General features: G+C 68.0%; 26 protein-coding genes. 13 read left to right on the forward strand and 13 right to left on the reverse strand.

Annotation, left to right across the window (positions count from 1 at the left end; all coding sequences use genetic code 11):
- The first annotated feature begins 8 nt into the window (after nucleotides 1-8).
- On the forward strand, nucleotides 9-461 hold the full coding sequence (gene rplI, locus AS031_RS16420; RefSeq protein WP_058269241.1) for a 50S ribosomal protein L9: 453 nt from the start codon (nucleotides 9-11) through the stop codon (nucleotides 459-461).
- A gap of 64 nt (nucleotides 462-525) precedes the next feature.
- On the opposite strand, the gene AS031_RS16425 is transcribed toward rplI, so the two are convergent.
- Nucleotides 526-948: a DUF1801 domain-containing protein gene (locus AS031_RS16425; RefSeq protein ID WP_058269242.1), complete on the reverse strand. Its 423-nt coding sequence runs from the start codon at nucleotides 946-948 to the stop codon at nucleotides 526-528.
- 72 nt (nucleotides 949-1,020) lie between these two features.
- On the opposite strand from AS031_RS16425, the gene AS031_RS16430 reads away from it, so the two are divergent.
- Both AS031_RS16430 and AS031_RS16435 read left to right on the forward strand, forming a co-directional pair.
- The gene (locus tag AS031_RS16430) at nucleotides 1,021-1,857 is read left to right on the forward strand and encodes a PhzF family phenazine biosynthesis protein (RefSeq protein ID WP_176716565.1); all 837 of its coding nucleotides are present in this window, start codon (nucleotides 1,021-1,023) and stop codon (nucleotides 1,855-1,857) included.
- 98 nt (nucleotides 1,858-1,955) lie between these two features.
- Nucleotides 1,956-2,582 (forward strand): FMN reductase, encoded by a 627-nt coding sequence (locus tag AS031_RS16435; protein ID WP_058269244.1) that lies wholly within the window; start codon nucleotides 1,956-1,958, stop codon nucleotides 2,580-2,582.
- Nucleotides 2,583-2,599: 17 nt separating this feature from the next.
- Here the strand turns inward: AS031_RS16435 and AS031_RS16440 are convergent, their stop codons facing one another.
- Nucleotides 2,600-3,169, reverse strand: a complete 570-nt coding sequence (locus tag AS031_RS16440; protein WP_058269245.1) for a hypothetical protein — start codon at nucleotides 3,167-3,169, stop codon at nucleotides 2,600-2,602.
- Nucleotides 3,170-3,906: 737 nt separating this feature from the next.
- Between AS031_RS16440 and dnaB the strand changes: the two genes are divergently transcribed.
- On the forward strand, nucleotides 3,907-5,292 hold the full coding sequence (gene dnaB, locus AS031_RS16445) for a replicative DNA helicase (RefSeq protein WP_058269246.1): 1,386 nt from the start codon (nucleotides 3,907-3,909) through the stop codon (nucleotides 5,290-5,292).
- On the opposite strand, the gene AS031_RS16450 is transcribed toward dnaB, so the two are convergent.
- Together AS031_RS16450 and AS031_RS16455 are read right to left on the reverse strand one after the other, a co-directional pair.
- Nucleotides 5,289-6,263: an acyl-CoA thioesterase gene (locus AS031_RS16450; RefSeq protein WP_058269382.1), complete on the reverse strand. Its 975-nt coding sequence runs from the start codon at nucleotides 6,261-6,263 to the stop codon at nucleotides 5,289-5,291. The genes dnaB and AS031_RS16450 overlap by 4 nt on opposite strands.
- Before the next feature lie 157 nt (nucleotides 6,264-6,420).
- Nucleotides 6,421-6,855 carry a DoxX family protein gene (locus tag AS031_RS16455; RefSeq protein WP_058269247.1) on the reverse strand — a complete coding sequence of 145 codons (435 nt, stop codon included), beginning with the start codon at nucleotides 6,853-6,855 and terminating at the stop codon, nucleotides 6,421-6,423.
- A 202-nt stretch (nucleotides 6,856-7,057) separates the two neighbouring features.
- On the opposite strand from AS031_RS16455, the gene AS031_RS16460 reads away from it, so the two are divergent.
- The 3 genes from AS031_RS16460 (at nucleotide 7,058) to AS031_RS16470 (ending at nucleotide 9,485) form a co-directional block, all read left to right on the forward strand.
- Entirely contained in the window at nucleotides 7,058-8,410 is a 1,353-nt protein-coding gene (locus tag AS031_RS16460) for an MATE family efflux transporter (protein WP_141688855.1), read from the forward strand.
- Between the two features lie 25 nt (nucleotides 8,411-8,435).
- The gene (locus AS031_RS16465; RefSeq protein ID WP_058269248.1) at nucleotides 8,436-9,026 is read left to right on the forward strand and encodes a hypothetical protein; all 591 of its coding nucleotides are present in this window, start codon (nucleotides 8,436-8,438) and stop codon (nucleotides 9,024-9,026) included.
- Between the two features lie 99 nt (nucleotides 9,027-9,125).
- Nucleotides 9,126-9,485, forward strand: a complete 360-nt coding sequence (locus AS031_RS16470; protein WP_058269384.1) for a hypothetical protein — start codon at nucleotides 9,126-9,128, stop codon at nucleotides 9,483-9,485.
- Between the two features lie 25 nt (nucleotides 9,486-9,510).
- Here the strand turns inward: AS031_RS16470 and AS031_RS16475 are convergent, their stop codons facing one another.
- Nucleotides 9,511-10,056: a CGNR zinc finger domain-containing protein gene (locus AS031_RS16475; protein ID WP_058269249.1), complete on the reverse strand. Its 546-nt coding sequence runs from the start codon at nucleotides 10,054-10,056 to the stop codon at nucleotides 9,511-9,513.
- A 71-nt stretch (nucleotides 10,057-10,127) separates the two neighbouring features.
- Between AS031_RS16475 and AS031_RS16480 the strand changes: the two genes are divergently transcribed.
- Entirely contained in the window at nucleotides 10,128-11,159 is a 1,032-nt protein-coding gene (locus AS031_RS16480; RefSeq protein WP_058269250.1) for an EamA family transporter, read from the forward strand.
- A 146-nt stretch (nucleotides 11,160-11,305) separates the two neighbouring features.
- Here the strand turns inward: AS031_RS16480 and AS031_RS16485 are convergent, their stop codons facing one another.
- Nucleotides 11,306-11,569 carry a WXG100 family type VII secretion target gene (locus AS031_RS16485; RefSeq protein WP_045731203.1) on the reverse strand — a complete coding sequence of 88 codons (264 nt, stop codon included), beginning with the start codon at nucleotides 11,567-11,569 and terminating at the stop codon, nucleotides 11,306-11,308.
- Nucleotides 11,570-11,793: 224 nt separating this feature from the next.
- Here AS031_RS16485 and AS031_RS16490 point away from each other — a divergent pair, with 224 nt between their 5' ends.
- Nucleotides 11,794-12,066: a DUF2277 domain-containing protein gene (locus tag AS031_RS16490; RefSeq protein WP_058269251.1), complete on the forward strand. Its 273-nt coding sequence runs from the start codon at nucleotides 11,794-11,796 to the stop codon at nucleotides 12,064-12,066.
- 19 nt (nucleotides 12,067-12,085) lie between these two features.
- Here the strand turns inward: AS031_RS16490 and AS031_RS16495 are convergent, their stop codons facing one another.
- The 6 genes from AS031_RS16495 to AS031_RS19965 form a co-directional block, all read right to left on the reverse strand.
- Nucleotides 12,086-14,374 (reverse strand): heavy metal translocating P-type ATPase, encoded by a 2,289-nt coding sequence (locus AS031_RS16495; protein WP_058269252.1) that lies wholly within the window; start codon nucleotides 14,372-14,374, stop codon nucleotides 12,086-12,088.
- Nucleotides 14,375-14,410: 36 nt separating this feature from the next.
- Nucleotides 14,411-14,650 (reverse strand): heavy-metal-associated domain-containing protein, encoded by a 240-nt coding sequence (locus AS031_RS16500; protein WP_058269253.1) that lies wholly within the window; start codon nucleotides 14,648-14,650, stop codon nucleotides 14,411-14,413.
- Between the two features lie 65 nt (nucleotides 14,651-14,715).
- The gene (locus AS031_RS16505) at nucleotides 14,716-15,060 is read right to left on the reverse strand and encodes a metal-sensitive transcriptional regulator (RefSeq protein ID WP_058269385.1); all 345 of its coding nucleotides are present in this window, start codon (nucleotides 15,058-15,060) and stop codon (nucleotides 14,716-14,718) included.
- 304 nt (nucleotides 15,061-15,364) lie between these two features.
- Nucleotides 15,365-15,880: a universal stress protein gene (locus tag AS031_RS16510; protein ID WP_058269386.1), complete on the reverse strand. Its 516-nt coding sequence runs from the start codon at nucleotides 15,878-15,880 to the stop codon at nucleotides 15,365-15,367.
- A 55-nt stretch (nucleotides 15,881-15,935) separates the two neighbouring features.
- A complete protein-coding gene (locus tag AS031_RS16515; RefSeq protein ID WP_058269254.1) occupies nucleotides 15,936-16,673 on the reverse strand; it encodes a class F sortase in 738 nt (245 codons plus the stop codon).
- Nucleotides 16,674-16,776: 103 nt separating this feature from the next.
- The gene (locus AS031_RS19965; RefSeq protein ID WP_058269255.1) at nucleotides 16,777-17,787 is read right to left on the reverse strand and encodes a hypothetical protein; all 1,011 of its coding nucleotides are present in this window, start codon (nucleotides 17,785-17,787) and stop codon (nucleotides 16,777-16,779) included.
- Between the two features lie 286 nt (nucleotides 17,788-18,073).
- Between AS031_RS19965 and AS031_RS16525 the strand changes: the two genes are divergently transcribed.
- The 3 genes from AS031_RS16525 (at nucleotide 18,074) to AS031_RS16535 (ending at nucleotide 19,742) form a co-directional block, all read left to right on the forward strand.
- On the forward strand, nucleotides 18,074-18,274 hold the full coding sequence (locus AS031_RS16525; protein WP_058269256.1) for a hypothetical protein: 201 nt from the start codon (nucleotides 18,074-18,076) through the stop codon (nucleotides 18,272-18,274).
- A gap of 81 nt (nucleotides 18,275-18,355) precedes the next feature.
- On the forward strand, nucleotides 18,356-19,462 hold the full coding sequence (locus AS031_RS16530; protein ID WP_058269257.1) for a WD40/YVTN/BNR-like repeat-containing protein: 1,107 nt from the start codon (nucleotides 18,356-18,358) through the stop codon (nucleotides 19,460-19,462).
- A complete protein-coding gene (locus tag AS031_RS16535) occupies nucleotides 19,422-19,742 on the forward strand; it encodes a MoaD/ThiS family protein (protein ID WP_371325994.1) in 321 nt (106 codons plus the stop codon). Before AS031_RS16530 ends, AS031_RS16535 begins: the two co-directional genes overlap by 41 nt.
- 91 nt (nucleotides 19,743-19,833) lie before the next feature.
- Here AS031_RS16535 and AS031_RS16540 read toward each other — a convergent pair whose 3' ends face one another.
- Nucleotides 19,834-20,070, reverse strand: a complete 237-nt coding sequence (locus AS031_RS16540; RefSeq protein ID WP_058269258.1) for a hypothetical protein — start codon at nucleotides 20,068-20,070, stop codon at nucleotides 19,834-19,836.
- A gap of 191 nt (nucleotides 20,071-20,261) precedes the next feature.
- On the opposite strand from AS031_RS16540, the gene AS031_RS16545 reads away from it, so the two are divergent.
- A complete protein-coding gene (locus AS031_RS16545) occupies nucleotides 20,262-20,669 on the forward strand; it encodes a hypothetical protein (RefSeq protein WP_058269259.1) in 408 nt (135 codons plus the stop codon).
- Nucleotides 20,670-20,680 lie beyond the last annotated feature (11 nt).

The raw sequence follows: 20,680 nt of genomic DNA on the forward strand, positions 1-20,680 counted from the left end.
TAACTAACATGGCAAAGCTCATTCTGACCCACGAAGTCACCGGTCTCGGTGCTGCTGGCGACGTTGTCGAGGTCAAGGACGGTTACGCCCGTAACTTCCTGCTGCCCCGCAACTTCGCCCTGACCTGGACGAAGGGTGGCGAGAAGCAGGTTGAGTCCATCAAGGCTGCCCGCGCCGCCCGCGAGCACGCTTCCCTGGAAGATGCTCAGAAGCAGGCTGCTGCACTGCAGTCCAAGCCGGTCCAGCTGGTCGTCAAGGCCGGCGAGTCCGGCCGCCTGTTCGGCACGGTCAAGCAGGCCGACGTCGCCAACGCTGTTGAGGCCGCAGGCCTGGGCAGCATCGACAAGCGCAAGGTTGAACTGCCCGTCCACATCAAGTCGGTCGGTTCCTACCAGGCCAACGTCCGCCTGCACGAGGACGTCGCCGCTGTGATCGAACTCGACGTGGTGGCCGGAAAGTAATTTCCGACTGCACCGAAGACCCCCGTTGCCGGATAACGGCCGCGGGGGTCTTTTGCATCTGCGATCAGGGCCGGTGGAGTTCGGCCATGACGTGCTGGTAGCCGCTCCTGATCATGGCCTCCAGCACCGTGCGGTCAATATCAGCCAGCCTGTTGATGTAGAGGCAGGCGGCCCCGGTCCGGTGCTTGCCGAGCGCTTCAAGGTGCATGCCGGCGTCGGGCCCGTACGTCAGCCCGTACAGTGCAAGGTTGGCCTTGCGGGGGGAGAATCCGACGGCGGCCGCCTCACCTTCCCGGCCGGTGGCATAGCGGTAGTGGTAACTGCCGAATCCCACAATGCTTGGCCCCCACATGACAGCCTCCTGGCCGGTGGCGCCGTGCATCAGGTCCAGCAGCTCAAAGCCGTCCGCCCTGCGGCCCGGGTGCTCCACAGCTGCCAGAAACTCGTCCACGGAAGCGGCTGTGGGGACGGTCTTGTTCTCTGCCATGGACGTAGTCTTGCAGACGCTGCCGCACCCGGCCAGCGCCTTTGATAGCCTGCACCGGTGACCAGCCACAGCATGCGCCTCCGCCCCTTCCACCAGGCCGACGTCTTCTCCGGCGAACCCCACCGCGGCAACCCGCTGGCTGTTGTGCTGGACGCCAGGGGCCTGACCGCGGACCGCATGCAGCGGTTTGCCAACTGGACCAACCTTTCCGAAACGACGTTCCTGCTCCCGCCAACGGACCCGCGGGCCGACTACCGGGTGCGCATCTTCACCGGGTCCGAGGAGTTTCCCTTCGCCGGCCACCCCACCCTGGGCTCGGCGCACACCTGGCTCGAGGCCGGCGGAGTGCCCCGGTCCGAGGACTGGGTGGTCCAGGAATGCGGCGCCGGACTGGTGAGGGTCAAGCGCGACGGCGGCAGGCTGGCGTTCGCCGCGCCGCAACTGACCCGCTTCGAAGCCGTGGACAAGCACCTCCGCGTGCAACTGGCCGCCGCCCTGCGCGTGCCTGCCGGGGACATCCTGGACGCGTCCTGGCTGGTCAACGGGCCGGAATGGATTGGCGTGCTGCTGGGCTCCGCCGGGCAGGTCCTTGGGCTGGAACCGGACCTGGCCGCCATGGGAAACCTCAAAGTGGGAGTGATTGGGCCGCACGCTCCGGGCGGCGACGCCGATTTCGAGGTCCGGACCTTCATCCCCGGCGATGCCATGGTGGAGGATCCCGTGACCGGGAGCTTCAACGCAGGAGCCGCGCAATGGCTCATTGGAAGCGGGAGGGCCCCGGACAGCTACGTGGCCGCCCAGGGCACCGTCCTGGGCCGTGCCGGCCGCGTCCACGTCGATGCCGTCGACGGCGATATCTGGGTGGGCGGCCACTCCACCACCTGCATCAGCGGAACCGTCCTGCTCTGACGACGAACGGTTGCGGGCGCCCGGGAATACTTCAAGCACCGCCGCAGTTCAACAGGTAGATGCAAATGCATGCAGGTCAGTTGAATGAGGAGAACGCCATGGAAACCCGCCGCCTTACCGTCCTGTCCGCCGGACTCGGTGTCCCGTCGTCGAGCCGCCTCCTGGCCGACCAGCTGGCAGCCTCGGCGAAGCGGCAGCTCGAAGCAGCGGGCTACACCGTGCAGGTGGACACCGTGGAACTGCGTGACCTGGCAGTGGATATCGCCAACAACTTCGTGACCGGTTATGCGGCCCCGCGCCTCGCCGAGGTCATTGCCGGTGTCGAGGCCTCCGACGGCATCATCGCCGTGTCTCCGGTCTTCAGCGCTTCCTACAGCGGCCTGTTCAAGTCATTCTTCGATGTGCTGGACCCCAAGGCGTTGGACGGCAAGGCGGTACTGCTCGGGGCCACGGGCGGATCGGACCGGCACCAGATGGTCCTGGACTACGCCATGCGTCCCCTGTTCAGCTACCTCCGGACCCGGGTGGCGGCCACGGCCGTCTTCGCAGGTCCCCAGGACTGGGGGGCCGCTGACGGCGCCGGCACCCCGCTTGCCGGCAGGGTGGACCGGGCGGCGGCGGAGTTGGCGCAGCTCCTCCAGGGGACGCAGCCGGGACGCCGGCCTGCCCCAATGGAATCGCTGCCCTTCGAACAGCTCCTGGCCGGCATCTCGGGAGCCCGCTGACCCCGGGCGGTGTCGGGTCAGTCGTCCAGGAGCTCGATGAACTCGCGCGCCTGCTTCATGGAGATGTCCGAATGGCGCGTCAGCGCGGCAGCCGCGGCCTCCGTGTCGCCGTTGCGGGCCAGGGTGCGGATCCTGCCGTAGATCTCGTCATTGAGCATGTTGCTGCTGACCTCGCGGGTCACGTCACCCTTGCTGGCGATGGCGCGGTAACGGTACGGAAAGCGCTGCGGTTCGTCGTCGTCATCCTCCGGCTGTTCTGCCGCCTCCTCCGGACCGCGGTACGGCTGCGGGTGGGCGGCCAGGGCGCCTACGGCGTCGCGGGAGGCCCGGAGTCCGTCGCCGGTGACCTCGTAGTAGAGCTTGATGGCGGCCATCGCCTGCCCCTGCGCAATCAGCGCATAAATGCGCCGGTGTTCCTCTTCCGACAGCTTGGCGGAAGCCGTGCGCGCGAGTTCGGCCGCGCCGGGGGAAGGCTGCTGCGGAGCGTCTCCGCGCCCTCCCTTCCGACGTCCCAGCGCCCGCGCGGCCAGGCCTACCGCCAGTACCACGACGACGAGGATGAGGGCAGGGATCACAAGCGATTCCATGGTTCTACAGCCGTTCTCTATCTACATCTGGTTGCAGTCGCTGATCCTGCGGTGCTGCCGGGCCCAGGGCGCAGGCCCCTATCTAGAGCTTAAGCCAGAAGCAGGTTATCCACAGCAATATTCACTTCCACGCATGCTCGCTGCGGCGTCTGCGGCCGACGGCGCGGACGGGAATATAAGGCCGCCGGCCCAGGTGGCATGAGGTGCATCACCGCCCCTGCCAACACGCCCGGAAACGGCCACTCGCGACACGCCGCTGTGGATGAGATTCCACAGGGGAAATATTTACTCCACAAGCCTTCCCGGATGTTTCCGCAGGTCAAGCGGTGGTGGGGTGCAAAACTTTTTTCTTATCCACACCTTTCCACACAGACTGTGCACAAGCTATGCCATGTAGTGCACAGGTTATCCACAGGGTGTGGGGAGGGTGGACTTTGCGGCTGGACTGCAGGCGGCTAGCGTGGCGGAGTACCTGTTTCGGGGGCCGGTTTGCGGGCCGCGGATCTGCCTTTCGCCAAGGCCGGACAGCGCTGGGAACCCCAAGGGAGGGGTCTCTGTGGAAAACCTGTGGATTGTGGGGATAACTCCCGCGCGCGCGTCCGGTTGAGGCCTTGCCGGCGCATTGTCGGACCCTGCCGGTAGACCTGGACGGGTGGCGGAACCGGGCCTTTCCGGCGAAGCCCTGGCAGGACGGGAACTAACCGGGCACGCCCCGGCACACATGGAGGACAGCAACTTTGTCAATCGCGCATCTGGACCAGGTCGAATCCACCAGGGGATCGGACGCGAGCCGGAAACCGCCGCAGGACATCGCAGCAGAGCAGTCCGTCCTGGGCGGCATGATGCTCTCCAAGGATGCCATCGCGGACGTCGTCGAGATTCTCCGCGGCAACGACTTCTACCGGCCGGCGCATGAAACCATCTACGAAGCGATCATTGACCTCTATGGCCGCGGTGAGCCCGCTGACGCCGTCACCGTCTCCGACGAACTGACCAAGCGGGCCGAGATCAACAGGATCGGCGGCCCGGCCTACCTCCACGAACTGATCCAGACGGTGCCCACCGCAGCCAACGCAGGCTACTACGCGGAGATCGTGGCCGAGCGGGCCGTGCTCCGGCGCCTCGTCAATGCGGGCACCAAGATCGTCCAGATGGGCTACGGCTCGGACGGTGAGGTGGAGGACCTTGTCAACCAGGCGCAGGCCGAGGTCTACGCCGTCGCCGAGCGCCGCACGGCTGAGGACTACGTGGTCCTCAAGGACGTCATGGAGTCCACCGTTGACGAGATCGAGGCATCCGGCCACCGCGGTGAGGGCATGGTGGGTGTCCCCACCGGCTTCTACGAGCTCGATGAGCTCACTCATGGCCTGCACCCCGGCCAGATGATCGTCATCGCTGCCCGCCCCGCAGTGGGCAAATCCACGTTCGCCCTGGACTTCGCACGCTCGGCAGCCATCAAGAACAACCTGGCCACCGTCATGTTCTCGCTCGAAATGGGCCGGAACGAGATCGCCATGCGCCTCCTCTCCGCAGAGGCCACCATCAGCCTGCAGGACCTCCGCAAGGGAACCATCAAGGACGAGCAGTGGTCCAAGATCGCCACCACCATGGGCCGCATGAATGAGGCGCCGCTGTTCATCGATGACAGCCCCAACATGTCCCTGATGGAGATCAGGGCCAAGTGCCGCCGCCTCAAGCAGCAGCATGACCTCAAGCTGGTGGTCCTTGACTACCTCCAGCTGATGAGTTCGGGCAAGAAGGTGGAATCGCGCCAGCAGGAAGTCTCCGAGTTCTCCCGTGCCCTCAAGCTCCTGGCCAAGGAACTGCAGGTGCCGGTGATCGCCCTGTCCCAGCTGAACCGTGGCTCGGAGCAGCGCCAGGACAAGCGGCCCATGGTCTCCGACCTCCGTGAATCCGGCTCCATCGAGCAGGACGCGGACATGGTGATCCTGCTCCACCGCGAAGATGTCTATGACAAGGAATCCCCGCGCGCCGGCGAGGCCGACATCCTGGTGGCGAAGCACCGTAACGGTCCCACCAAGGACATTGTGGTGGCCTTCCAGGGCCACTACTCCCGCTTCGCCAACATGGCCGGCGACGCCGGCGGCGGTGGCGGCTTCTAAGGGTTCTGCGCCAGCAGGTGGTTGGGCAGCCGGTTGCCGGGCGCCGTTCCCCGGATTTCCAGGAGTTCGCGGGCGTGGGCGTGCAGCCTCTTGTCCTCGTCGCTGACCGGCACCCAGGCCGGAACCGGCACCGAGGTGCCTTCGTCGTCGCGCGCCACCATGACGGTGAGGCAATAGGTGGTGAGGTTCAGTTCCCTGCCCTTAGGATCGCCGGACCGGACGTGCACGGCGATGTGCATCCCTTTCGTGCCGGTGTAGACCAGCCGCGCCTCCACCTCCACCACGTGCCCGATCAGCAGCGGCCGGTAGAAACGGACGCCGCCGGAGAACACGGCGACGGTGTCCCTGCCGCAGTAGCGGGACGCGCAGACGTAGGCCGCCTCGTCGATCCACTTCATGACGATGCCGCCGTGGACCTTGCCGCCCCAGTTGACGTCAGTGGGGGCCGCCATGAAGCGGAGCGTGACCCGTTCGGCCGTGCCCGCGTCGGTATATTCCTGCCGGTTCATGGCTTCCACGATCCGTTCGCGGACCTTGATCCGGGCCAGGGCGTGGTCGCGCTGTTCGATCTCCTCCGGCGTGCTCGGTTCAAACTGCTTGACCGGGATGGGTTTCCCATCCTCGCCCACCGCCACGAAGATCACCATGCACTGGCTCCGCATGGTGGCGGGTCCTCCCTTGGGGTCGCTGGAGGAGACAACCGTGCGGATGTGCATGGAGGACCGGCCGGTGTACACGATGGTGGCTTCAACCTCCACCATGTCCCCGCTGTTCACGGGGTCCGCGAAGTGGATGTTGCCCACGTAGGCGGTGACGCAGTAGGACTTCGCCCAGCCCACTGCCGCGGCGTAGGCGGCCTTGTCCACCCATTCAAGGACGGTTCCGGCGTCCACCGACCCGCTGTGGCCAACGTCCGTGGGGGCGGCCAGGAAGCGGAGGGTAACGGAGTTGGGGGCACCGGTCTCAGTCATGGTGCCGATCATACTGAGGCAGCGAGCTACCGGCGGGTCCGGACGCAACAGAGCGGACCTGCCGCGCAACAGAGGGCGGTGCGGCTGCCCGCAACGCACGACGGCGGCTGCGCACCCGGGTGCGCAGCCGCCGTCGTCCGTGAGGGCGTGGCTGTGGTCAGGCCAGGACTGCCAGCTTGGAGTTGGCGCGGCCAAAGAGGGCACGGTCGACGGAGACTCGGCCCGCGCCCGTCAGCGCCAGCGTGAATGCGGCCGCGGCCAGCAGCAGCACCAGTTCGTAGCCGCCGTTGGCGGCAAAGACGCCGGCGGAGGCATGGACCAGGAACAGGGCACCGAGCATGTCCAGGACCAGCAGTGCTGCCACGACGCGGGTCAGGATGCCGAGGATCAGCGCGATGCCGCCCGCAAGTTCCAGGACGGCGACGGCCGGGGCTACGACGTCGGCGGCAGGCACGCCCATCTTGGCGAAGGAGGCCTGTGTGCCGGCGATGGTCCATTCGTTGAACTTCTGCCAGCCGTGGGCGGCAAACAGGAAGCCCAGGACGATGCGCAGGGCTGTGATGGCTGTGGTGGTCAGGCGGGACTGGTTCATGGGGTTTCACCGTTTCGGATATCGGTCGGAGCTGGACACATGCAAGCAGGGGCCGGATCGCAGCGTTGAACCATTCAAGTGTTCCGCAGCTTTAGTTGAAGAGTCAACCAATTGTTGCCGAGTGTGGGATTTGTCATGCCCCTGCCGTCATATTTGCAAGCCGCCGCCGGACGCCTCCGCGCGCGGCGGTTAAGCTGGCACGATGCCCCCATCTTCACTGCCTGAGGCCGCCATCACGCGCCGCGGGAATGCCCGCGAGATCCTCCGCCTCGCCGTGCCGGCATTCGGCGCCCTCGTGGCGGAGCCGCTGTTCCTGCTGGCCGACTCGGCAATCGTCGGGCACCTGGGCGTTGCGCAGCTGGCCGGCGTGGGGCTGGCCATGGCCGTGCTGCACACGGTGGTGGGCCTGATGGTCTTCCTGGCTTACTCCACCACTCCCGCGGTGGCGAGGGCCATTGGTGAGGGCCGCCTCGGCAAGGCCCTGGCCGCGGGACGCGACGGCGTCTGGCTGGCAGCACTGCTCGGCGTGGTCCTGGCAACAGCCGGCTTCTTCGCGGCGGAACCACTGATCGCGCTGATGGGCGCCGAGGGCGAAGTGCGTGGCTATGCCGTCGACTACCTTCGCTGGTCCATGCCGGGGCTGGTGGCCATGCTGCTGATCTTCGCCGGCACCGGCGTGCTCCGCGGACTCCAGGACACCCGCACCCCGCTGCTGGTGGCCACCGCCGGCTTCGGCCTGAACATCGTCCTGAACTTCTGGCTGGTCTACGGCCTGGGCTGGTCGGTGACCGGTTCAGCCGTGGGCACCAGTGTGGCGCAGTGGTGCATGGCCGCCGTCTACCTGGTGATGGTGCGGCGGAACGCGGTCAGGCACGGGGTCCCGCTGCTGCCCAGCTGGCGCGGGATCCGGAGCATGACCCGCGTGGGATCGTGGCTGATGCTGCGCACGCTGAGCCTGCGGGCCGCCATCCTGGTGACCGTGGTGGTGGTGACCGGGCAGGGTGCCGTCAACCTGGCCGCCCACCAACTGGCCATGACCATCTTCTCCTTCCTGGCCTTCGCCCTGGACGCGCTGGCCATCGCAGCCCAGGCGCTGATCGGCAAGGAACTCGGTGCCGGAAACGCGGGAAAGGCCCGGGAGCTGACCACCACCATGATCCGCTGGGGCGCAGGCTTTGGCGTGGTTACAGGACTGCTGCTTGCCGCCGTGGCACCGTGGGCGGGAGCCCTCTTCACTCCTGACCCGCAGGTACAGTCGGCGCTGGCCGTTGCCTTGTGGGTCCTTGCCGCCGGGCAGCCCATCGCCGGGTACGTCTTCGTCCTGGACGGCGTGCTGATCGGGGCCGGCGACGCGAGGTACCTCGCCCTGGCCGGGCTGGTCAACCTTGCCGTGTACGCACCGCTCCTGGCCGCTGTTGCCTTCTCGGGTGCTGCCGGCGCTGCGGGACTTGGCTGGCTCTGGGCCGCCTTCGCCGTCGGGTACATGGCGGCGCGCGCCGTCACGCTCGGGCTCCGTGCCCGCGGCGACCGGTGGATGGTGCTGGGTTCGGCCTAGGGCTGCGGCGCACTAAACTGGACCGGTGACGCAACCCCTGATGCCTGCCGGTGCTGCCTCCGGAACCGCCCCCCGAGCCGACCTCTGGAAGCCGGTCCTGCTGCGCTCCGCTGCCGCCCTGGTTTTCGGCGCCATCACCATCTTCTGGGCCGCTCCCTCCGTTGAGGCCATGGGGTGGACCGGCGGCCTCTATCTGCTGGCCACCGGCGCGGTGACCCTCTGGGGGATCCCGGCCACCGGCTTTGCCCGCGACTCGGGTACGGGCAAGCTGCTCTCCGCCGCCGGGTCCGTGCTCTCCGGGGCAGGGTTCGCCGTACTGCTGCTCCACAGTGACCTCCTGTTCGCCACCATCGCGGCGCTGGGGCTGGGGGTGTCCGGAGCGCTGGAGCTTGCCTGCGGCGTCCGAAACCGCGGCCGCCACGCGCTGGCCAGGGACTGGATCACCTCGGGCATCATCAGCCTCGGCACCGCTGCTGCCCTTCCGTTCTTCATCGGACTGGGTGCCCACGCGCTGCTGGGCGTGGCCGGCGGCGGTGCCATCATTTCCGGCGTGCTGTGGGTGCTGTCCGGACTCACGCTCCGGCACGATTCCCGCAGTGCCGCTGCGAAGCCGTAAACTAGGAGGATCCTGGTTCTACTTGTTGTAGAAAATTTGGCCGGGACCCACCACAACAGACACCGGGACGGCCGCGCCGCCCGGCAGGGAGGACTCACCGTGGCAGACCAGCATCAGGGAAAACCGCGCAAGCTGCGGACCTCGGTGAAGGGCCCGCTGATGTTCTCCGCGTTCTGGGCCGTTGTGGCCTTCTTCGCCGTGGTGATCTTCGCGTCCGGCGGCAGCGCCCGCGCCCCCCGGTTCGACCTCGCCTTCACGGCCGCCGGCATCGCCTTCATTGTCACCCTGGTGATCGCGGCGATGTTGTCCATGAGCTACAAGGAAAACGCTGAACACCTGGGCAAGGGGTCCGGCGTCAACCTCAGTTCGGCAAAGAACCCTTCGCACGGTTTCGGCGGCACGGGCACCAAGGACGTCCCGGAATCCGACGGCGGCCCGGACGGCCCCGTGGACCGCTGACGCCGTGCCTCCGGGCCAGGTTCAGCTACCCCGCTGCCGCCTGGCGCGCCCGATAGGCAGCGACGTGTGCCCGGTTGGCGCAGTTTCCGGTATCGCAATACCGCTTTGACCGGTTGCGGCTAAGGTCAAGGACCGCCGCGTCGCAGTCCTCCGCCTCGCAGACCCGCAGCCGGTCCATCTCCTTGCTGCGCACCACGTCCGCCAGTGCCATGGCCGCCTCCGTGCTGATCCTGTCCGCCAGGGGCGCTTCCGGCGCTGTGGCGTGAAGGTGCCAGTCCCAGCCGTCGTGGCGGACCAACTGGGGAAGCGCATTGGCGTCACGCAGCAGGCGGTTGATGATCTGCACCGCAGCGTCCTCGCCGGCCACCCAGGCGCCCGCAAGTTCGCCGCGCAGCCGCCGGACACTGGACAGTTCCGCCTCATCCCTGGCCCTGGAACCCGAGAACTGCTCTGCCGCCAGGAACTCGTCCAGGTCCTTTTGCGAGCCCAGGTCCTCGCGGCCGTTCGCGGCGGAGTTGATCAGGTTGACCACGCTGCGCAGCGCAACTTCAGTGTCAGGGGCAAAAACCATCTTGACTCCTTACAGGGCCGGGGCGTACTGTCATGATCAATACCCCACTTTACTCCTGACAGGAGGCGACGGTGCCTGCCGCCAAGAACCACCCAGCCACGCCCACGGCAGCGGCCCCCCGCCGCGGATTCCTCGCCTCCGGCCTGGGGATCGCCCTGTTCTCCTCAGCCGTCTTCGGCACATCGGGCTCCTTTGCCAAGGCCCTCCTCGAAACGGGATGGTCCCCGGGAGCCGCCGTGACGGCGCGGCTGACCGGCGCCGCGCTCATCCTGGCCATCCCGGCTGCCCTGGCCCTGAGGGGACGCTGGCACCAGCTGCGGGACAACTGGCTCACCATCGTGCTCTTCGGCCTCATCGGCGTTGCCGCCTGCCAGCTGTTTTACTTCAACGCCGTGGAACGGTTGTCGGTGGGGGTCGCACTGCTGCTCGAATACCTGGCACCGGTGATCATTGTCCTGTGGCTCTGGGCCGCCAGCCGCAGGAGGCCCCGCGCGCTCACCTTCGGCGGAACCCTGCTGTCCCTGGCCGGCCTGGTCCTGGTCCTGGACCTCACCGGCGCCGTCAAGGTTGACCCGGTGGGTGTCCTGTGGGGCATCGCTGCCGCCGTCTGCCTGGCCATCTACTTCTTCATCACGGCCAAGGAAAACGACACCCTGCCGCCCATGGTGCTGGCATCCGGCGGCCTGCTGGTGGGCGCAGCTGTCATGTGGCTGGCCGGTGCCATCGGACTGCTGCCCATGGCCTTCAGTACGGCGGACACCGCACTCGGTCCGTGGGTGACCCCGTGGTGGGTTTCGCTGGCCGGCCTGGTCATCCTGGCAACTGTGCTCGCCTACGTCTCCGGCATCATGGCCGCGCGTGCCCTCGGCTCGAAAGTGGCATCCTTCGTGTCGCTGACCGAGGTGCTTTTCGCCGTCATCTGGGCCTGGCTGCTGCTCGGAGAGCTCCCCGGCACCATCCAGCTCCTGGGCGGTGTCCTCATCGTCGGCGGCGTTGTCCTGGTCCGGCTGGATGAACTGCGCCGGCCGGCCGCCGGCGCAGAACCCGCGGAGAAGGCGACGTCGCCCCTGGAGCACGCGAACGACGTCGAGCCCGTACCTTAGCTGCCCGCGGTGCGGAGCCGCCGGGCCCTTGCCGCCGCCGGACGGACCGGCCGCGGCGGTCGGCCTTAAACGGAGGAGGGCCCGGACACCCCATGGTGTCCGGGCCCTCCCGGCAAGACCTGCTGAAGGTCCTGCGCAGCCAGTGCTTAGCGGGAAGCCTGGTCCTGCTCTTCAGCGTTGCGCTTGGCCTTGTCGCCGGCTTCCTTCAGGGCTTCGGCAACCTTGGTCAGCATGGTGGTGTGCTGGCCCGACCATTCGTTGCGGAACTTGTCAGCGTCGGGGCCTTCCCAGTTGGTGCTGCTCAGAACCTTGGTGAGAGTGGACTTCTGCGTCTCGATTTCGGACGCACCTGCCTGAAGCTTGCTGCCCAGCTGACGAAGCTGCTGAACGTCTGCACCCCAAATAGCCATCAGTATCTCCTTGTTGGTAAGTGGATCCGAACCAGATCGGCATCCCCAGCGGCCCCCCGGCTCATCCGGAAGATCCATTGCCTAAAACCTATCCCGGCCCCGGAAGGAGTGTCGATGGGCACCCCTGCCCATGCTGTCCTCCCCATGGTGGCCGGCCACCCCAGGCCGCCCGCAGGCAGGCCATGGGGGTCGATCCCAGGCGATCCAGAGCCTAGCATGGCACTATGTGCCGGAACATCCGAACCCTTCACAACTTCGAGCCGCACGCCACTTCCGAGGAAGTGCATGCCGCGGCGTTGCAGTATGTGCGCAAGATCAGCGGCAGCACCAAGCCGTCCAAGGCCAACCAGGAGGCTTTCGATAAGGCGGTCCACGAGATCGCCCACATCACCCAGCACCTGCTGGAGTCGCTGGTGACGCAGGCCCCGCCAAAGGACCGCGAGGCGGAGGCCGCCAAGGCCAAGGCGCGGGCGGCGGTCCGCTACGGCGCCGCTTGAACGGCGTCCCGGCGGCACTCTACTTCCCGAAGCTCCGCAGCCGCAGCGAATTGGCCACCACCAGCACTGAACTGGCGGCCATCGCTGCCCCTGCGATCATCGGGTTGAGCAGCCCCAGGGCGGCCACCGGGATTCCCACGGCGTTGTAGAAGAACGCCCAGAACAGGTTGGTCCTGATGGTGGCCAAGGTCCGCCGGGACAGTTCGATCGCCTGCGCCACCTGCGCAAGGTCGTTGCCCATCATCGTCAGGTCCGCCGCTTCGATGGCCACATCCGTCCCGGACCCCATGGCGATGCCCAAGTCCGCCTGGGCCAGTGCCGCGGCGTCGTTGACGCCGTCGCCGGCCATGGCCACGGTGGCCCCTCCCGCCTGCAGCTTCCGGACGGCCTCCACTTTGCCCTCGGGGAGGACCCCGGCGTACACGTCCGCGGGGGCAATTCCGACGGCGTCAGCCACGTGGGCGGCAACCGCGGCATTGTCGCCGGTCAGCAGGATGGGGCGCAGGCCCAGGTCCTTCAGGCGTGCGACGGCGGCCGCCGAGCCCTCCTTGACAGTGTCGCGCAGGCTGATGATCCCCGCGGGAACGCCGTCCACGGCCACCCACACGGCGGTGGAGCCTGACGCCTCGGCCGTGGCCAGCGCCTGCTGTTGCTGCGGAGAGGGGATGACGTCGTTGTGCGCCAGCCATCCGGACCGGCCAACCAGGACCGTTTGTCCGTCCACGGTGCCGGAGACTCCGCCGCCCGGCGCGGAGTGGAAGCCTTCGACGCCCGGCAACCGGCCGGCGTCGGGCGTGTGAAGCCCTTCGTGGGCGGCCGCCGCCGCGACCGCCCGCGCCACTGGGTGTTCGGAGGCAGCCTCGACGGCTCCGGCCAGGCGGAGGACCTGCGTGCCGCTGAACCCGGCGAAGGCCTCCGTGGCATCGACTGCCAGGACCCCTGTGGTCACCGTGCCCGTCTTGTCCAGCAGGATGGTGTCCACCGTGCGGGTATCCTCCAGGACCTGGGGGCCCTTGATGAGGATGCCCAACTGGGCGCCGCGTCCCGTGCCGGTCAGCAGGCCCACCGGGGTGGCCAGGCCGAGGGCGCACGGGCAGGCGATGACCAGGACCGCCACGGCGGCGGTGAAGGCGGAGCGCAGTCCGTCCGTGCCCGCACCCGGACCGGCGAAGAGGAGCCACAGCAGGAACGTTGCGGCGGCAATGGCCAGCACCACGGGAACGAAGACGGCACTGATCCGGTCCGCCAGCCGCGCGATGGGTGCCTTTCCGGTCTGTGCCTGCGAAACCAGGCGGGCCATCTGCGCCAGCGTGGTTTCGGATCCCACACGGGTGGCCCGTACCAGCAGCCGCCCGGAGGTGTTGATGGTGGCGCCGGTGACCTTGCTGTCCGGACCCACTTCCACGGGGACCGACTCCCCGGTGACCAGCGAAGCATCCACGGCAGACGTCCCGTCAACCACCACACCGTCGGTGGCAATCTTCTCTCCGGGCCGGACCACCAGGACGTCCCCCACGCGGAGCCGGTCCGCCGGAACCCGGCGTTCAACGCCCGATTCGAGGACGATGGCATCCTTGGCGCCGAGGTTGAGGAGGGCCTGCAGCGCGTCGCCGGCCTTCTGCTTGGCGTTGGCTTCCAGGAAGCGGCCCAGCAGCAGGAAGGTGGTGACCACGGCTGCCACCTCGAAGTACAGGCCGCCGGGCCCCATGCCCTCCATGCCCGGGTGTGCGGTCATCAATGGATCGGCGGCCAACTGCCAGGCCGAGAACAGGTAGGCGGCCGTCACTCCGATGGACACGAGCGTGTCCATGGTTGACGCCAGGTGCCTCGCGTTGACGGCCGCGGCCCGGTGGAAGGGCCATGCCGCCCAGGTGACCACCGGCAGTGCAAGCACCGCTGCGGCCCATCCCCAGTGAGGGAACTGGAACGCCGGCACCATGGAGATGAGGAACACCGGAAGGGTGAGCGCAGCGGCGAGAAGCAGGCGCGGCCGGAGCTGCGCGGCAGTGCCCCCGTGGGTAAGGTGGTCCGCTCCGGCCGCGGCTTCATCAGCCGCAGGCGCCGGCGGCGTCCGGACTGTTGCCTTGTACCCGGCCGCGTTAACCGTGGTGACCAGTTGGTCGTCGGTGATGCCCTCCGGAACCGTGACGTACGCGGATTCCAGCGGCAGGTTAACCGTTGCCGCCACACCCTCAAGCTTCCCGAGCTTCTTTTCCACCCGGTTGACGCAGGACGCGCACGTCATGCCTTCGATGTCCAGCTCCACCACCCGGGTTCCGGGTTGGTGCAGCAGTTCCTGGTGGCTCATTCCGTCCTCTCGGATAGTGCGGGGCTGCGCCTGGTCCTAGGCTTCGTTGGCCACGACGAGGTAGCCGGCTTCAGCCACGGCTTCGCCGATCTCCGCCGGGGACAGCTGCCCCGTGGACGTGATGGTCACGGTGGAAATGCCGCCCGCATTGAGGTCGACGTCCACGGCTTCCACCCCGGCAAGGGCTTCGAGTTCCTCGCTGACGGCGGAGACACAGTGCCCGCAGGTCATCCCGGAGACGCTCACGGTGGTGGTGGTAGGGGAAGTGGTGCTCATCGCTGCTCCTTCGTAGCTTCCGGCGGTGGCCGGATGTTGTTTCAGTTGAAATCCAGGGGCTTGTGTCAGCGCAGGAGGCGGCCGATGGCCTCGGCGGCTTCCTTCACTTTGGCGTCGATGGCTTCTGCCCGTGCTGCGGGATCCGGCTCGGACGCGGCGCCGACGACGCAGTGGCCGATGTGTTCCTCCACCAGGCCCAGGCTCACGGCGTGCAGCGCCTTGGTGACTGCTGACACCTGGGTCAGGATGTCGATGCAGTACTTGTCCTCATCCACCATGCGGGCGATGCCCCGCACCTGGCCTTCGATGCGTTTGAGCCGGCGCAGGTAGGCATCCTTGTTGGCGGTGTACCCGTGTTCCGCTGCGTGCCCAGCATCAGGCGCCGCCACGGCTTCTTCGGTTGCGTCCATGCCCACAACATATACCCCATTGGGGTATACCGCAAGTACCCCCAGGGGGTATGCCTTCGGCCGGCGAAGGCTCCTGTTTCCGGACACAAAAAAGCTCCGGAGTGCGTTATTGGGGGATACGCACTCCGGAGCAGCTCTTGGGGCTAAGGCCAGCATCCACTATCCGTGGAACCGGTCCGCCTGATTCAGCTTACTGCCTGGTAGCCGGGTCCGCCAGCACCCGGAATAACTACTTTCGCTTTATTATCAAGCCCCTGCCCCGGACCGTGCCCGGTCCCGCGGCACAAGGGGTTACAGCAGTAGATCAGCGGTCCTCATGGGCGGCCATCCGGTAGGGGACCACCAGCACCGGCCGGCTCTGGTGATGGCTCAGCCACGCGCCCACCGAACCGTTGAGTGCCTCCGACAACCGGTGGGAAAAGCCCCGTTCGGAGGTGCCCACCACGATCATGGGCGCATTTGTTTCCGCCGCGAGGCGGGCCAGCGCCCGGGCGGGGTCGCCGGCCAGCATGCGCAGGGTCCATTCCACTGCGCCGGTGCCGGCCGGCACTGAGCCAACGGCAGCCGTGATGTCTTCCTGCAGTCCGGCGGTCAGGGTGCGGATGTCTTCATCGTCCGCATCAGGATGCAGTGAGAGCCGATGGGCGGATCGTGCAGGGTCCCATTCCACCAGGTAGCTGGCCTCGTCGACGTAGGCGCAGACCAGTGGCTGGCCCAACCGGGCAGCCAGGGTGGCCGCCGTGAGGAGGACTTCCGGATGCTGCCTGGGCATGACGCCCACCAGCAGCGGGGCGGTGCCGCTGAACCGATCCGATGTCATAGCCCATTGTCCGCCCGCGACGGGGCGGGTGAACAGGCCCATCCGTGTGCCAGGGTCATGGACCTGCCGGTGAGGCGGTAACTACGACGTTCTTGCCCCATGGGTCCTGCGTGAAGCAGCTGATCAGGACCAGCCTGTTGGGCACCATGTCCCAGACCGGGCTGTCCTTGAGGTTCGACTTCACGTAGGTGTCCACGCTGTCCACCCGGTATGTGATGGATCCTGTACCGGTTTCCACGGTGAACCGGTCGCCTGCCCGGGCCGCCGAGCTCAGATGGTTGAAGGGGGCGTCCGCGCCATCCCAGCTGTGCCCGACGACGTAGGTGGTGTTCGTTGAGGTGCGGCCTGGCGTTCCGAAGGGGGTAAGCCAGTAGCCGTCCTTGGTCTCGGGCGGAATGATCGTCCTGCTCTCCTGCGCGGCGGTATCCGGTTCGAGGGGATGGACGGGCACATCGAAGTCCGCTCCGGGGTAGGTGATACGGACCGGTGCGGACGTCTCCGGGAGGGCAGGCCCCGCGGCCGCCGGGCTCGCGGTTCCCGGCACTGGTGCCGTGGCAGGCTGGGCGGATGCCGCCGTCGGGTTTTCCGGCGCCGGTGCGCTGACCGCTGCGGGTGCCTGAGTGCGGTCCGGCGAGGCTGCCGCGTTGGCATGGACGACGGCGGGTGACGGGGTTTGCTGAAGCAGTGGCGTGCCGAAGGTGATCCCGAGGGCCGCCAGGGCGCCGCAGAGCAGAATAGCCAGGTCGGTTCGGTTCAGGGATCGCCGCAGCGGGCGGCGGTGCTGGGTGGGCATGCCTCTCCTGCCTCAAGTGTCGGTGAAAGGAAGGAAGGCGTCCCGCCGGGCACTGGCGGAACGCCTTCCTTGTCTGGGCCGCCGGCTCCCGGCGGCAGGTGGCTCAGCCCGCCTGCTGCGCTTCGGACCGGCGGCGGACCGCGACGGCGGCTCCCGCTGCCACGAGTGCGCCCACGCCGCCCAGCCAGGCCGGTGATGTCGGGTCGGCGCCCACGGCCGTCTGGGCGTTGTAGCCCACGTTGGTTCCGGTGCTGACCGGCGCGGCAGCAACTGCCCCGCCTGCCGGCTGCACCGGGGCAGGCACCTGCTGCACCGGAGTCACCGGAGTCACCGGAGTCACCGGGGTTACCACGGTGGGCGTCGTGGGCGGAGGAGTCTGCGTTCCCCCGGTGCCGCCGCCACCGGTGTCGCCGCCGCCGTGATCGCCACCGCCGCCGTGACCGCCACCGCCTCCGGTATCTCCGCCGCCGGTGTCGCCGCCTCCGCCGGTGTCGCCGCCGCCGGTATCTCCACCTCCGGTGTCGCCGCCTCCGCCGTGGTCGCCGCCGCCGTGGTTGCCGCCGTTCCCACCACCGTTGCCGTTCCCGCCGCCGTTGTTGCCCCCGCCGTGGCCGTTGCCGTTGCCGTTTCCGTGGTCACCGCCGTTGCCACCGCCGTTGCCGTTCCCGCCGGCGTTGTTCCCGCCGGCGTTGTTGCCTCCGCCGTTGCCGTTCCCGCCGGCGTTGTTGCCTCCGCCGTTGCCGTTCCCGCCGGCGTTGTTGCCCCCGCCAGCGTTGCCGTTCCCGCCGGCGTTGTTGCCTCCGCCGTTGCCGCCGGCGTTTCCGTGGTCACCGCCGCTGCCGTTGCCACCGCCGTTGCCGCCGGCGCTTCCGTGGTCACCGCCGTTGCCGTTCCCACCGGCGTTGTTGCCTCCGCCGTTGCCGCCTGCGTTGTTGCCCCCGCCGTTCCCGCCGGCGTTGTTGGCGCCGTTCCCGGTAGCCCCGGTCGAAGCGGCCGTGCACGTACTGTCCCCACCGTCGCAAGGGTTGTTCTTCGTGGCATCTGCGCCGGCCGGAGCTGCGACGACAAGTGCTGCCAGGCCCACGGCGCCCAGCGTTCCTATGGTGCGTTTCATTGGTTTCTCCCCAGGTAATCGCGTGAAACGGACCATGGCTGGGGACACCAGCGGTGACGCCGTATGCCCCAGCAGCACGGTCAGCTTGCTTGAGGTTTCAGGCTAGGGGCGGCCCCGGGGGCAGGTCCTCAGTAGGGGGTACTCGTCTTTGCCCGGCCAAGGGACAGTAAGGTTACTTGCCGGTACCCGAATCTGGCCCGCAAGTACCTGCGGGGGAGGGCAGAGCCTTGTCCCGGAAATCGCCCGCGCCTAACGTTGAATCAGACGAAAGGCCGGTGATCGGGTCATGGAAATCTTCATGTGGTGGCTGGACCTGGACCTGGACAGCAAGGAATGGCTCCGCGAAAACCTTCGTGCCGCCGAGCTGCCCCTGCCCGTCCTCCAGGGAATCGCCGAAGCGGGCGGACCCCACCCGGGCAACCCGGCCGCTGTGCTGACCCCCGCCGACTGGGACTTCATCGAAACCCAGTCCGAATTCGTGGACTAGGCACTTCCCGCACTGCCGGGCCAACGTCCCGCGGGCTCCGTTGCCCAAAAACCGTTGCGGCCCGTCCCGGGCGATGGTTGCATGGTGGGCATGGCAACCGCAGAGAGTTTTGTCTTAGCGATCGGGACCAAGAAAGGCCTGTGGCTGGCCACCAGCCGGGACAGGCGTGAATGGTCCTTCACCGGCCCCCACTTCCTGATGTCGGAGATTCCCAGCGTCGGGATCGACACCCGTGGCGGCCACACCCGCATCATGGTGGGCGTCCGCAGCGAACACTGGGGACCCACCGTGGCGCACTCGGATGATTTTGGTGCCACGTGGGCCGAGCCCGAGCACGGCGCCATCACTTTTCCAGCGGACACAGGGGCCGCCGTCGAGCGTGTCTGGCAGATCTACCCGGACGCCGAATCCCGGCCGGGCGTGGTGTGGGCGGGCGCGGAGCCCATCTCCGTCTGGAAATCGACCGATGGCGGCGAACACTTCGAACTGAACCGCGGCCTCTGGGACCACCCGCACCGCAGCGACTGGGGCGCCGGCTACGGCGGCGCGGCGGCGCACTCGATCGTGGTGGACCCCGCCGGGGACACCGTCCACATCGCAATGAGCACCGGCGGCGTCTACCGCTCGCTCGACGGCGGAAGCTCCTGGGAGCCCCGCAACAAGGGGATCTCGGCCTACTTCATGCCCGACCCCAACCCCGAGTTCGGCCAATGCGTGCACAAGATCGCCGCCGACGCCGCCGTGGGCGGCCGGCTCTACGCCCAGAACCACCACGGCGTGTACCGCACGGACGACAACGCGGACAACTGGACGTCCATCGCGGACGGTTTGCCCGCGGATTTCGGCTTCGTCATGCTCACGCACCCCCGCCGGGAAGGAACAGCCTGGGTGGTGCCGCTGAAGGCAGACGGCGAACGCATCCCGCCGGACGGCGAACTGGCCGTGCACCGGACCGACGACGCCGGAAGCACCTGGAAGCGGCTCAGCACCGGGCTGCCCGGACACGAATACAACAGCGTGCTGCGTGACGCCGCGTCCGTGGACACGGCAGAACCCGCCGGCGTGTACTTCGGCACCCGCGGCGGGACGGTCTACGCCAGCGCCGACGAGGGGGAGACCTTCACGGAAGTCATCGGGCACCTGCCCGATGTGCTCTGCGTCCGCGCGGCAGTGGTGGCCGGTGCCTGACATTGCGGTGGTGCTGCCCAGCGTCCTGCAGCCCCTGGCCGGCGGGCAGTCCGTACTGACTGCGCCCGCCGACGGGCCGGTGACCGTTGGGCAGCTCCTCGACTCGGTCACCGCCGGTTTCGCCGTGCTGGGCCGGCGGCTCCGGGATGAAACGGGGGCCCTGCGCCGTTTCGTGAACATCTATGTGGACGGTGATGAAGTGCGTCGCCTGCAAGGGCTGGACACCCCGGTATCCCCCGGCCAGGAGGTAGTGGTGATCCAGTCGGTGGCAGGCGGCTGACGCCGGCTCCCGGCCGTGGCTTCGGGCAGTCCTTACTGACTGCGCCCGTCGCCGCGCCACTGGTGTGCCGCCGTCGTGCGTGAAAACGAAGTCAGGCGACGCGCCACACCGTGCATTCGTCCGTGTTGACCGCCTTGCGCAGGCCGGTGATCCGGTCCAGGATCCACACGACGCCGATGCCGGGTGCGGTCTCCTGGACGCTGCCGCGGCGGATGACCACGTCATCGTAGGAGGGGCCCACGGAAAGCCGGGCTTCGATTTCGTCGCCGCGGTGGAGCTGGTCCAGGGCGCGGACTCTGGTTACATGCGGGGTCGCTTTCTTCAACATCGGGGCCTCCTGGCTGGAGCTGGTGCCGGCTCTTGCCTGCACTGTCCAGTGTGGTCCGCGAATGTTGCGTGCCCGTTTCCCTGTGGTTAGCTGCCGGTTAGTTCTACGCGCCCGTCCTATAAAGGAGTGTCGGCGCAAAGCCCGACGGCGGCCTCCCGGGCCCGGGTGCCCGGCCCGCCTATGGGGGTGGCATGGAGATTCTGCAGGGAATCTGGGCGGCCATGCTGGCAGCCGCGTCGCTGGCGCCCCTGGCGACCTTCGGCGTCGTCCTGGTCGCCTACCTGACGTACCGGCAGCGCGACCGGGCGGACCGGCGCGACCAGTGGTGGAAGCGGGCGCAGTGGGCCATTGACGCAGCTTTGGACGGGAGCGACCCGCAGCGCCGGCTTGCCGGCCTGAAGGTGCTGGTCCAGCTCATCGGCAGCGACCTGGCCACGGCGGAGGACGCGGATTTGATGAGCGCACTGGCCGTGGAGATCCGCGGGCAGGAGGGCAGCGGGCGGCACGGTGCGGCAGCGCCGTCGCCGCTGCAGGACCGGATCGTGGCCGCAGCGGAAGGGCTGATCAGGGCTGCGGCAGAAAAAGCGCCGCAGCCCTAGCGGCAACCGGC

Source organism: Pseudarthrobacter enclensis (assembly GCF_001457025.1).
Lineage (GTDB): Bacteria > Actinomycetota > Actinomycetes > Actinomycetales > Micrococcaceae > Arthrobacter > Arthrobacter enclensis.